Below are 11,764 nucleotides of genomic sequence, written 5' to 3'. Positions count from 1 at the left end.
TTCCATGCAGACCCTGAACCAACAAGACCTGGCCGCGCTGTCGGCCAAAGCCGCCTGTGCGCCGCGCCTGCGCGCCAACCAGAATTTCCACGCTCAACTGGAAGACCCCATCCAGCGCCTGGCCATCGCCATGGAGCCGGACACCTACGTGCGCCCGCACCGCCACGACCACAGCTGGGAAATGTTGATCGCGCTCAGCGGCGCCTTCGAGGTGATCGTGTTCGACGAGGCCGGCGTGGTGCAAGGCCGCCATCGCTTGGGCGAAGACGGCGCGCGGGTATTCGAAATGCCGGCCAACACCTGGCATTCGGTCGTGTCGCTGCTGCCGGGCAGCGTGGTATTTGAAGTCAAACACGGTCCTTATCTGCCGCTGCAGGACCAAAATCTGGCCGCCTGGTCCCCGGCCGAGGGCTCCGAGCGCGTGCCGGCGATGCTGGATTTCCTGCGCCGCGCCCAAGCGGGCCAGCGCTTCGACAGCTAAGCCGTCCCCCGGTCAAACGGCTAAGCAAATAAGCTTGCCAGCCGCCGCGCCCCTGTTTACCGTGTAGGGCATCTCTTGGGGACGGGAGGCAAACCATGTTGTGGCACTGGCTGCTGGCAAGCTTGCACCTACTGGCTTTGGGCGCCGGCCTGGCCGCGCTATGGAGCCGCGCCGGCCTGCTGCGCCAGCAGCAATTCCCCAGCCAGACCTCTCAGCTATTCCGCAGCCATCGCTGGTGGCTGCTGGCGCTGACGCTGTGGACCATCAGCGGCCTGGGCCTGCTCTCGCTGGACCCCTCCCGTCTGCAGCATCCGCTTTTCATTCTCAAACTGCTGACCCTGACCCCGCTGCTGCTGCTGGAAGTCCGCGCCTCCCGCGGTCTGATGCGCTGGCAAAGCCAGCTGCGCATCCAGCGCAGCCTGGAACTGCGCGGCGCCGATTCGCTGGCGCGCAGCAGCTATTGGCAAATCTGGCTGCTGCTCGCCATCGTCGGCGAATCCGTCGCGCTGCACGGGTGAAGCACCGTTCACGCTCGTAGACTTTGAGCCGGTTCTGGACGCTCCTCGGGCCTCAAACTCCTTAACACCTGCAACTGGCCTCACTCGAACTTGCGCGCGCCGCGGCGTTTCCAATCCTGGTACGTCGTCACTTCACGCAAGTTAAAGCCATGCCCAATCTGATCGAACACTGCAAATCCCTATTACTGCAAACCGCGCTCGGCGTCGCCCTGAGCTGCGCGGTGGTGCCGGCGCTCGCCAACCTGAACGACCCGGTCGCCACGCTGAAAGCCAAAGCGCCTCCGCCCGTCGTCGCCACCTGCCTGGACGAGCGCATGCGCAAGCTGCGCATTCCCAGCGAATACATCGAACGCGAACGCGGCAAAGACCACGGCGAAACCGTGCGTCTGACCAATCCCGCCACCAATAAAGACGGACTGGAAATCCTCATCCGCCCGGACGGCGACGCCAGCAAGCTAACGGTGAACACCCACGGCCTTAGCTACAGCAAGGCATGGCGCAAACTGGTCAATGACTGCGCGCAACGCGGCTGACGTCTCCCCCTGCGGGCCTGTGGACAGTGCTGTCCGCAGCCCCGCCGCTGTGGAAAGTGTGCACAAACTGTGCACAAACCTGTGGATAACATATACAGACACTCCAGCAGACCCCCGGTTTGACTGCGTCTGCTTGCCTGCTCATCTTGTGCACAACTTTTGTAACGCCCGCCACGCTGTGTGTAATGTGGATGAAACGGGGACAACTTTGTGGATAAGATTAGCCGCCGCTTCCACCTGACAAAAATTCTCTAGCGGTTAAACTGGACAGGAGATCTTTAGTCCAGGAGCCCGCATGTCCAATTACCACGCCAAGTACGAACTGCACTACGCCGCCGGCAAGGCGCTGCGTCAATCCTGCTCCCGCACCCTGCAAGCGGAAAACCGGCTCAGCGCGCCGCGCGATGTGGTGGCCATGGTGGAGCAAACCTCTCAGGGGCGGGTGCAAAGCCTGATTCCTCTGCGTTACAGCCGAATGCAGGTATCTCCGTTCACCTTTTTCCGCGGCTTCGCCATGATCCAGGCCGCCGACTTGGCCGCCAACCCTTCCAGCGGCTTGAAGCTGCAGATCTGCGGCGACGCCCACCTGATGAACTACGGCTTCTTCGCCTCCCCCGAACGGCAACTGATCTTCGATATCAACGACTTCGACGAAACCCACCACGGCCCATGGGAGTGGGACTTGAAACGGCTGGCGGTCAGCCTGGTGCTGGCCGCGCGCGGCCAGGGCTTCAGCGAAAGCCAGGCGCGGGAGATGGTGAGCCGCGCCAGCGAGGTCTACCGCCGCCGCGTCAACGAGTACGCTCGCATGGGCCAGTTGGAGCTGTGGTACACCAAGGTGGGCTTCGAGCAATTGCTGGAGCGCGCGCCCACCGACGCCATCCGCCAGCAAATGCTCAAGCTCTCCGACAAGGCCAGACACCAGACCCAGGAAAAGCTGCTGCCCAAGATGACGGAACTGGAGGACGGCACGCTGCGGCTGCGCGACAACCCGCCGGTCATCTTCCACCTGCACGACAAGAACACCCTGCTGGACAACGACGACAGCTGGCTGTCCGCCGCCGACGCCGAGGCCTTGGTCAAGCCGATGCTGGACAACTACATCGCCACTCTGAAGGAAGACCGCCGCGAGTTGCTGGAGCGTTTCCGGCTTGTGGATTGCGCGTTCAAGGTAGTGGGCGTGGGCAGCGTGGGCACCCGCTGTCTGGTGATGCTATTGCAGGACAATTTCGACCAACCGCTGTTCCTGCAATTGAAGGAGGCGCGTTCTTCGGTGCTGGAGCCCTACACCCAGGCCTGCGTTCATGGCCATCAGGGCAAGCGAGTCGTGTTTGGCCAGCGCCTGATGCAAGCCGCCAGCGACCTGTTCCTGGGTTGGACCATCGGCCCCGCCGGCCGCCACTTCTACGTGCGCCAGCTGCGCGACATGAAGGCCGCTCCGTCGCTAGAAGCCTTCGCCACGCCGGAGGCGCTAACCGCCTACGGCCAGGCCTGCGCCTGGGCGCTGGCGCGGGCGCATTCCAAATCCGGCGGCCAAGCCGCCCAGCTGGCGGGCTATGTGGGCGACAGCGACAAACTGGACCAGGCCATCGCCGACTACGCGCTGGCCTACGCGGATCAGGTAGAGGCCGATTACCAAGTGTTCAAGGCCGCCATCGCCAGCGGCCGGCTGCAAGTCCACGACTAAAAAGCGCGCAACGGCGCCGCCGCCGGCGGCGCCAAGCCTACCGTATTAATACCAAACCCTTGATCTTGCTGCTTGTAATGTCATAAAACCATACTACAACAGGCGATAATCCCGGTCCTGCTCTTGCCGCCGGCAAAGACAGGACCTACCGCCCAAAATCAGACATCCACCTTCGAAAAGCGAACATCATGCGGGTCAATACCAGACTGTTCATCATCATGGCGGCCAGCCTGCTGGCTCTGCTAAGCATCGCGGCCGTGGCGCTGCTCTCCACCCGCGCCACGCTGGTCCAGGAAAAGCGCGAGCAAATCACCCACCTGCTGCGCATGGCCGAAGGCACGATGAGCCACTTCCAGAAGCTGGAAGAAAAAGGCCTGCCGCGCGCCGACGCCCAAAAACAAGCCATCGCCGCGCTCAACGCGCTCAAGGTGGATGATATCTACTTCTTCGGCCGCAACCCGCAAAACGTAGTGATGTTTCACCCCAACAAGGACCGGGTGGGCAAAGTGGACATGGGCAGCACCCTGCCGGACGGCCGCACCACGGTGGCGGTCTATGAAGAGGCGCTGCAGAAGGACCACTACGGCCTGGTGACCATCCAGACCTCGCGCAAGGGCAGCAAGGAAGAATTTCCCAAACTCAACGGCGTGGTGCGCTTCGAGCCTTGGGGCTGGATGGTGGGCACCGGCATTTTCATCGACGACATCGACCAACTGTTCTGGAGTCAGGCGCGCACGCTGCTGATCATCGCCGCCATCGGCATGATCACGCTGGCCGGGCTGATCCTGCTGGTATCGCGCAGCATCATGCAATCTCTGGGCGGCGACCCCAACTATGCCGCGCAGGTGGTCAAGGCCATCGCCGACGGCGACCTGGGCACCGACATCGCGGTACAGGGCCCGCCGCACAGCCTGCTGGCGGCGATGCGCGAAATGCAGCTGAAACTGCGCCAGATGATAGAAGAGATCCGCCTGGCGGCCACCCATATCAACCAGGCCAGCCGCCAGCTGTCCAGCGACATGGACAAGGTGCACGAAGTGTCCGGCGTGGCCAGCTCCTCCACCAGTTCCGCCGCCGCCGCCATTGAGCAGCTGTCGGTCAGCATCGACCACGTCACCGCCAGCGCTCGCGATACCGAGTCCGGCTCGCGCGGCACCGTGGAACTGGCGCGCCAAGGCGAAGCGCTGGCCGCCCAAGCCGCCGACGGCATCCGCAATATCGCCGGCCAAGTGCATGCGGCCAGCGATATGGTGGGCAAACTGGCAGAGCGCACCCGCAACATCAGCGGCATCGCCGAGACCATACGCGATATCGCCAACCAGACTAATCTGCTGGCGCTGAACGCCGCGATCGAAGCCGCCCGCGCAGGCGAAACCGGCCGAGGCTTCGCGGTGGTGGCCGACGAAGTGCGCAAGCTGGCCGAACGCACCGCCACCGCCACCGATGAAATCTCCACCATCGTGCAAGCGGTGGTGAGCGAAACCGGCAGCGTGTCCAACCAGATGGACGACATCCGTCCGGCGGTGGAGGGCGGCGTGGAACAGGTGCAACAGGCGGCCCAGACCCTGGACGCCATCAGCAAGCAAGCCAGCCAGGCGCTGGAGAACGTGCACAATGTCGTCGTGGCGATGGGCGAACAAAGCCAGGCCGGCACCAATATCGCCGGCAATGTCGAACAGGTGGCCGGCGTGGTGGAGGAAACTCAGAACTCGGTCAGCAACGCAGTGCAAGCGGTGCGCGCCATCGATCAGCAGGCGGATACCCTGCAGCAGACCGTGGGCCGCTTCCGCCTCTAAGAACCTGTTCACGATCTGCTGCGCTGCGGCGATACGGCGTTAAAAACAAGCTCAAAATGCTCATGTACCCCTTGTACATTCCGCTTTTTCGATCGTTTTCGCCTTGTCTCGCTCTTGCTCGCGAAGTCGTGAACAGGCTCTAAAAGCCTGTTTGCGGTCTGCTGCGCGTCGGCGAGATCGATAGAAAAGGGCGTTGAAAACACGTTCCAAGCCTTCCCCTCCCCCAAGCCCCGGTCCGCCGGGGCTTTTTGCCGCCTTCATTCCGAGCTTGCCCTCCCGCCCCTGCCTGATGGCATAATGGCCGCAGAGCAAACGCTCCAAAAATAAAACCACGCCACGGACAGACAGACCCAAACATGCAAACAATAACGCGCAAGCGCATCGGGAGAGACTCATGTCCCAGGCCACCATCCCGGCGGACTTGGCCGAATGGCTGATTCAACAGAATGTTCGTGACGTAGAACTGGCTTTCGCCGACGTGCACGGCTTTGCCCGCGGCAAAACCCTGCCGGCCAAAGCCTTCATCAAGGGGCAACCGCTGCGCATTGCGCGAGCGGTGCCCATTCAAAGCTGCATAGGAGAGTTTCCGGACTACCGCTTCTACGGCGAGCACGATCCCGACGTCACGCTGGCGCCGGACTTCGCCACTCTGCGCCAGGTGCCATGGGCCAAGACCCCGCGCGCCAGCGTGATCTGCGACTGCGTCGATCACGACGGCAGCCTCACGCCGCTGGCGCCGCGCTCGGCGCTGAAAGCGGTGCTGGCGCGCTACGCGGCGCTAGGCTGGACGCCGGTGGTGGCGCCGGAGCTGGAGTTCTACATCTTCGCCGCCCACGGCGACCCGCAACAGCCGTTTCAACCTCCAACGCTGCGCAGCGGCCGCCGCGAAGCCGGCTTCGACTCCTTCAGCTTCTCCTCGCTCAACGATCTGGAAGCTTATTTCGACGATCTGTACCGCGCCTGCGAAATGCTGGGCATCGCCACCGACACCTTCGTCCACGAGATGGGCCCCAGCCAGTTTGAAATCAATCTCAAACACGGCGACGCGCTGGCGCTGGCCGACCAAACCTTCCTGTTCAAGACCGCGCTTAAGGAGATAGGCAACCTCCATGGCCTCAGCGTGGTGTGCATGGCCAAGCCGCTGCCGGGCCAGCCGGGCAGTTCGATGCACCTGCACCAAAGCGTGGTGGACCAGCGCGGCGACAATGTGTTCAGCCGCGCCGACGGCGAAGCCTCGGACACTTTCCACGGCTTCATCGCCGGACTGCAGCGTTATCTGCCGGAACTGATGCCCTTGTTCTGCCCCAGTCCCAACTCCTATCGCCGCTTCGTCAAGGGCATGGCCGCGCCAGTCAATTTAAGCTGGGGCCTGGACAATCGCTCGGTGGGACTGCGGGTGCCGGTGTCCGGCCCCGAAGGCCGCCGCGTGGAAAACCGGCTGCCCGGCTGCGACGCCAACCCCTATTTGTCGCTGGCCGCCAGCCTGGGCGCCGGCCTGCTGGGCATTGAAGAACGCTTGCGGCCTAGCGAACCCGCCACCGGCAATGTATTCAAGAGCGAACGCGCCAGCCTGCCCAACACCCTGGACGCAGCCTGCGAGGCCATGGCCGGCGGCGACGCCGCCAAGCGGCTGTTCGGCGCGGAGTTCAGCGCCGCCTACCTTGCGGTGAAGGAGGTGGAACTGAGCCACTACCATAGCCAGATTACGCCGTGGGAGCGTCAATACCTGGGCCTGCTGGCCTGAGAACCGGTTGGTCAATAAAAACAGGCCCGTTTATGCGGGCCTGTTTTTATTCTCTCACGCTGAAAACCTCAGTTGCGGCTCAATAACAGCCGTCTCGCCAGCAGCTCGATCGCCTCATCACGGCTGACCGGCACGTTGCCGCGATATTGCTCGGCCACAATCCACTTTTCCACCGCGGCTCGATCCCCGCGCGCAGCCTTGAGCAGCACGCCAAAAGCCATCCCCGTGGAATGCTCCGGCGGCTCCACCGCGCGGATCTGAGTATTCAAAGCGTACACCTTGTCCTCGGCCCGCGTCCTTTTGACCTGGTGCGGCGCGCGGCGCGAGTACAAAATCCACCCCAGCAAAGCCAGCAAGCACGCGCCGATGATCAATAGAAAAACAAGCATTTCAAATCAAACCTTTAACTGAAGATTGAATTGTAAAACACCGCCCAGCCCCTTCGCCAATGCTTTGCGCTAGGTCAAGCCCGGCCTATGCCGACTTGGCCTGTGCAGCCCTCCGCGATATGCTGTCACGATAGCCCTCCGTCTCACCAGCCATAAAGGACATCGAACATGTACCAACACATCATCGCCGCGCTGGACGGCAGCAGCAATTCGGACAAGGCGCTGCTGGAGGCCATTCGCATCGCCAAGTTCTGCAAAGCCAGCCTGACGCTGTTCCACATCGCCAGCCTGCGCGACCTGGCGGTGGAAGGCGTCGGCCTGCTCGGCACCCACGAACTGCACGATCAAGCTTTCCGCGACGGCAACCGCGTGCTGGAACAGGCGCGCAAACAGGCAGTGGAAGCCGGCGTGGAACAAGTGCAGATCCACATGGCGGAAAGCTGGGACGGCGGCGCCGACATGGCGGAGCTGCTGGTGCGCTATGCCGACAGCCACAACGCCAACCTGGTCGTGCTGGGCACGCATGGCCGCAGCGGCATCGCCCACCTGCTATTGGGTAGCTTCGCTCAAAACCTGCTGCGTCGGGCCAACTGTCCGGTCATGGTGTTGCGCAGCGAACAAAGCGAATTCGGCCAAGCGGAATAATAACCGCGACGCGCGGCCGTGGCGATGCCTTCATCATAAAAAGCTTCGCCTCGCGCCGCTCAGCGTTTGCGCGCGTAGATGAAAAACTCGCGGTTGCCGTCGCCGCCTGTGATCGGGCTGTCGAACCACTTCAACAGCTCGAACCCCTGCTCCCGCACGGCTTCGCTGATTTTTTCCCTCACTCGCGGATACAGACTCTCGTCGCGTACGATGCCCCCTCTGGCCAAACCTTCGCGTCCCACCTCGAACTGCGGCTTCACCAGGCTGAGCAGATGCCCGCCGGGACGGATCAAGGGCAGCGCCGACGGCAACACCAGGGTCAGGGAAATAAAGGACACATCGCATACCATCAGGTCGAAGGGCAGCCCGTCATTGGCCGCCAACAAGGCGGCGTGGTCCAACGCCCTGGCGTTTACGCCTTCGAAATAACGAACGCGCGCGTCCGTTCGCAGCCGCGGATGCAATTGATCGTGGCCCACGTCCACCCCCACCACCCTCCGCGCGCCTTGTTGCAGCAGGCAATCGCTAAAACCGCCAGTGGACTGGCCCACATCCAAAGCCAGCGCGTCGCGCGGGTCCAGGCCGGACGACTCCAAAGCGCCCAGCATTTTCAGCCCGCCGCGCGAGACGAAACGATCGGACGGATCGGCGGCGATATCGAAACGGCTGCCCGGCGCGCATTTCTGACTGGGCTTGCTCACCAGCGCGCCATCGCAACTGACCCGCCCGGCGGCGATCAAGTTTTGCGCCGCCGTGCGCGAAGCCGCCAAGCCAAGTTCCACCAGCAACACGTCCACTCGCGTCATCGCGCTCTCCCAACCATCGACAAAACCGCACAGCGTGGCAAGCGCGCCGGCCGCTGTCAAGCCAAGGTCACGATCTCACCGTGCGGAGGCCCCTCCAACCGCGCTAGAATCGCTACATGCCAATCCGGCCCGCCGCCGCCCCCGGCGTCGGCAGCCTCAAGCGGAGACATGGATGGATACACATCAACTGGAAGCGCGTGAAGTGCGCGTGCTGGGCGCCCTGGTGGAAAAGCAGGCGCTGACCCCGGACGCCTACCCGATGACCTTGAACGGCCTGGCGTCGGCCTGTAATCAGCTCACCAGCCGCGAGCCGGTGATGCAACTGTCCGAGGCCGACATCAGCGCGGCGCTGGACAGCCTGATCGCCAAGAAACTGGTGAACGAGCGGCTGCCGGCCGGCAGCCGGGTGGCCAAGTACGAACACAGGCTCAATTACGAATGGAATATCGAAGGCGCGCGGCTGGCCGCGCTGGCGCTGCTGATGTTGCGCGGGCCGCAGACAGCCGCGGAGATCCGCACCCGCTCAGGCCGCATCTACGGCTTCAGCGGCGTGGAGGAAGTGGAAACCGCGCTCAACGCGCTGGCCGACAAATACCCGCCGCTGGTGCTGAAGCTTGAACGTCAACCCGGCGAGCGCGAAGCGCGTTGGGCCCACTTGCTCAGCGGCGAACCGCCGTCTTTGCCGGCCGCCGGCGACAACGGCTGCGGCGTGATCGAAGTGGGCATGGCCGGCCGCGTCGCCGCGCTGGAAGCGGAAGTGGCCGCCCTCAAGACCCGACTACTGGAACTGGAAAACCTGCTCACCAGCGAATGATTCGCGCGTGAATATTTGGCGGCGCGTCGAACTTGTTAATTAAAAAGCGGTCACTTCCCTTGTTGTCTAACTCACCCAAGAGAAGTGACCCCATGAAAACTCTGCAACTGGGCGCCGCCGCCGCTCTGCTCTCCCTGGCCGCCGCCGCCCACGCCGCCGACTACAGCTTCATCGCCGGCAAGGATTTCCAGCAATTCAGCCGCACCCCGCAAGGCCTGGGCCTGGGCCTTTCCATCGACTACCTGAACAGCGACCACAAAGGTAACGCCGGCGGCGCCGGCTTGGAGTTCGCCATTCCGCTAGGCCCCGTCACCCTGGCCGGCGGCGGCAAGCTGATGGGCCTGAACCCGGATAGCGGTTCCGGCACCGCCGCCTTGCTGGGCGGCCGCGCCAACATCCAGCTGGCGCCCAAGGTCAGCCTCTACGGCCAGGCCTATTACGCCGGCGACAGCATGGCCAGCGGCAGTGTCAAGAACGTGAGCGATCTCGCCGCCGGCGTGCGCTGGAATCCGATCGGCCCGTTCACCGTCGAAGCCGGCTACCGCTACTTCGATATTGAACGCAAAGACAACAACCGCAACCGCCGGCTGGCCGACGGCATGTACATCGGCGCCGGCTTCACTTTTTAAACTCAGCGTTTCCCCCACGAAAAACAGCCCCGCAACGCGGGGCTGTTTCGCCTTTCCGGGCAACCGCCCTATTCCCGGTCCTGCGGCTGCCGCGGCTCGAACACCGCATACGTCTTGCAAGCCGGCTCAAGCACTTGCCAGGTGCCTACAAAGCCGGCGGGGATCACAAAGTGGTCGCCCTGCGCCAGCTCCACACTGTGCCCGGCCTCGTCGCTGACCCGCACCCGGCCTTGCAGCAAGGTGCAGAACTCATGTTCGCTGTAGCGCACTTTCCAGCAGCCCAGACCACCGCTCCAAATGCCGGCGTAAAACTGGCCGCTGGGATCGGAATAATGGTTGGCCACACTTTGCCGGCACTCGCCGGCGATGCGGCGATCTTCGGCCGCCACAAACGATTCCAGCGCCACGTCGTGGCGCTGGAACACAATGATATCGCTGGCCTGCTTCATCGCGCTGCTCTCCATTTGTGTTTGAAATATTTAACACAATGCCATGGATCACACGAAATATTCAACTCCTAGCGCTCCAATCGCCTCGTCGCCGGCCACATCGCCATGCAAAGCAGCACCATCGCCAAAGGCTGGTAACCAACATAAGGCTGGTAGGCCACACTGATCAAGGCCAACCCGCCGGCGATCAGCAGGTAATACATCAGGCCCAGCAAGGCGCCGGCCGTGCCTTGCACCGGGCGGTAGTCCCTCAACGCTTCAGCCAGCAAAGGCGGAATCGCGCAGCCGAAGGCCGCTGCGATCGCCAGTTGGCTGGCCAGCAATACGCCGACGGCCACAGGCGGAGACCATCCCGGCCAAGCGCTGGACAGTTGAACCAGCGCAGCCGCCCCGGCCGCAGCCAGCGCCGCGCGAGGCAAGCGCGCGCCGCCGCCGCGCGCCGCCAAGCGGCGGTTGACGAAGGCTCCGAACAAGCCGCCGGCGGCCACCAGCAAACCGCTGAGGCCGAACAGCCAGGCCGGCATGCCCAGCAACCGCAGCGTGAACGGCGCCAGGGTGTAAAAGCCGAACAACAACAGATTGAAACCCGCCACCAGCCACACTGTGGCCAATACCCGCGGATCGCGCGCCATTCTGACCGCCACCGCGCATAGCGCCGCCGGAGGCGGCAAATCCGCCGGCCGGGTCTCGCCGGCCAGCCTCCAGGACAGCAGCAGCAACCATGCCGCCAAGCCGCACAAGGCCGTGAACACGCCAAGATGACCGAAACCGGCCACCAACAGCGCCCCCAGCGGCGGGCCCAAGGCCGGAGACAGCGACAAGGCGGCGCTGACGGTGGCGAACACCGCCAGCAAGGCCGGGCCCTGATAGCGATCTCGCAACATGGTCTGCACCACCACCGAACCGGCGCTGGCGCCGAAAGCCAGCAATAGGCGCGCCAGCAACAGCACGGCGAAATCGCGGCTCAATACGGCCAGGACCGCGCCCGCGCCGTAGCACCCCAGAGCGGACAGCAAAGCCGGCCGTCTGCCATACACGTCGGCGCAGCGTCCCCAGCACACCACGCCGAAGGCGAAAGCCAGGAAGTAGACGCTCATCGTCAGTTGCGCCTGGCCTGGGCTGACGCGGTAAGCCTGGGCGATCTCGGTCAAGGCCGGCGCGTAAATGGTTTCGCTCAATTGCGGAAAACCCAGCAATACAATCAGCAGCGCCAGCGGCGCCGCCCGGATCGCGGATTTCATTTTGTCCTCCTTCAAACATTGAGCACGGATTG

Annotated in this window: 13 protein-coding genes; 9 read left to right on the top strand and 4 right to left on the bottom strand. The window is 63.5% G+C overall.

Annotation, left to right across the window (positions count from 1 at the left end; translation table 11 throughout):
* Positions 1 to 4: 4 nt before the first annotated feature.
* The 6 genes from ACUXV1_RS17015 (at position 5) to ACUXV1_RS16990 (ending at position 6,759) form a co-directional block, all read left to right on the top strand.
* Positions 5 to 481: a WbuC family cupin fold metalloprotein gene (locus ACUXV1_RS17015; protein WP_043635549.1), complete on the top strand. Its 477-nt coding sequence runs from the start codon at positions 5 to 7 to the stop codon at positions 479 to 481.
* 95 nt (positions 482 to 576) lie between these two features.
* The gene (locus ACUXV1_RS17010) at positions 577 to 999 is read left to right on the top strand and encodes a DUF2214 family protein (RefSeq protein WP_446016032.1); all 423 of its coding nucleotides are present in this window, start codon (positions 577 to 579) and stop codon (positions 997 to 999) included.
* 149 nt (positions 1,000 to 1,148) lie between these two features.
* Positions 1,149 to 1,532 carry a hypothetical protein gene (locus ACUXV1_RS17005; protein ID WP_081555013.1) on the top strand — a complete coding sequence of 128 codons (384 nt, stop codon included), beginning with the start codon at positions 1,149 to 1,151 and terminating at the stop codon, positions 1,530 to 1,532.
* A gap of 295 nt (positions 1,533 to 1,827) precedes the next feature.
* Positions 1,828 to 3,219: a DUF2252 domain-containing protein gene (locus tag ACUXV1_RS17000; protein WP_446016033.1), complete on the top strand. Its 1,392-nt coding sequence runs from the start codon at positions 1,828 to 1,830 to the stop codon at positions 3,217 to 3,219.
* Positions 3,220 to 3,407: 188 nt separating this feature from the next.
* The gene (locus ACUXV1_RS16995; RefSeq protein WP_043635538.1) at positions 3,408 to 5,015 is read left to right on the top strand and encodes a methyl-accepting chemotaxis protein; all 1,608 of its coding nucleotides are present in this window, start codon (positions 3,408 to 3,410) and stop codon (positions 5,013 to 5,015) included.
* A 394-nt stretch (positions 5,016 to 5,409) separates the two neighbouring features.
* A complete protein-coding gene (locus ACUXV1_RS16990; RefSeq protein WP_203389498.1) occupies positions 5,410 to 6,759 on the top strand; it encodes a glutamine synthetase family protein in 1,350 nt (449 codons plus the stop codon).
* A 68-nt stretch (positions 6,760 to 6,827) separates the two neighbouring features.
* Here ACUXV1_RS16990 and ACUXV1_RS16985 read toward each other — a convergent pair whose 3' ends face one another.
* Entirely contained in the window at positions 6,828 to 7,148 is a 321-nt protein-coding gene (locus ACUXV1_RS16985) for a hypothetical protein (protein ID WP_043635531.1), read from the bottom strand.
* Between the two features lie 168 nt (positions 7,149 to 7,316).
* On the opposite strand from ACUXV1_RS16985, the gene ACUXV1_RS16980 reads away from it, so the two are divergent.
* Positions 7,317 to 7,793, top strand: a complete 477-nt coding sequence (locus ACUXV1_RS16980; RefSeq protein ID WP_043635530.1) for a universal stress protein — start codon at positions 7,317 to 7,319, stop codon at positions 7,791 to 7,793.
* A gap of 59 nt (positions 7,794 to 7,852) precedes the next feature.
* Here ACUXV1_RS16980 and ACUXV1_RS16975 read toward each other — a convergent pair whose 3' ends face one another.
* On the bottom strand, positions 7,853 to 8,599 hold the full coding sequence (locus ACUXV1_RS16975) for a TlyA family RNA methyltransferase (protein WP_043635529.1): 747 nt from the start codon (positions 8,597 to 8,599) through the stop codon (positions 7,853 to 7,855).
* 172 nt (positions 8,600 to 8,771) lie between these two features.
* On the opposite strand from ACUXV1_RS16975, the gene ACUXV1_RS16970 reads away from it, so the two are divergent.
* Positions 8,772 to 9,413: a YceH family protein gene (locus tag ACUXV1_RS16970; RefSeq protein WP_446016034.1), complete on the top strand. Its 642-nt coding sequence runs from the start codon at positions 8,772 to 8,774 to the stop codon at positions 9,411 to 9,413.
* A 92-nt stretch (positions 9,414 to 9,505) separates the two neighbouring features.
* Positions 9,506 to 10,042 (top strand): YfaZ family outer membrane protein, encoded by a 537-nt coding sequence (locus ACUXV1_RS16965; RefSeq protein WP_043635523.1) that lies wholly within the window; start codon positions 9,506 to 9,508, stop codon positions 10,040 to 10,042.
* Between the two features lie 68 nt (positions 10,043 to 10,110).
* Here ACUXV1_RS16965 and ACUXV1_RS16960 read toward each other — a convergent pair whose 3' ends face one another.
* Together ACUXV1_RS16960 and ACUXV1_RS16955 are read right to left on the bottom strand one after the other, a co-directional pair.
* Complete coding sequence (locus ACUXV1_RS16960) at positions 10,111 to 10,491, bottom strand: cupin domain-containing protein (protein WP_446016035.1); 381 nt, start codon at positions 10,489 to 10,491, stop codon at positions 10,111 to 10,113.
* Between the two features lie 68 nt (positions 10,492 to 10,559).
* Positions 10,560 to 11,732 (bottom strand): MFS transporter, encoded by a 1,173-nt coding sequence (locus ACUXV1_RS16955; protein WP_446016037.1) that lies wholly within the window; start codon positions 11,730 to 11,732, stop codon positions 10,560 to 10,562.
* Positions 11,733 to 11,764 lie beyond the last annotated feature (32 nt).

The organism is Chromobacterium sp. W521, assembly GCF_052805975.1.
Note: the sequence above shows the minus strand (reverse complement) of the source record. Positions and strands in the feature narration are given on the sequence as shown.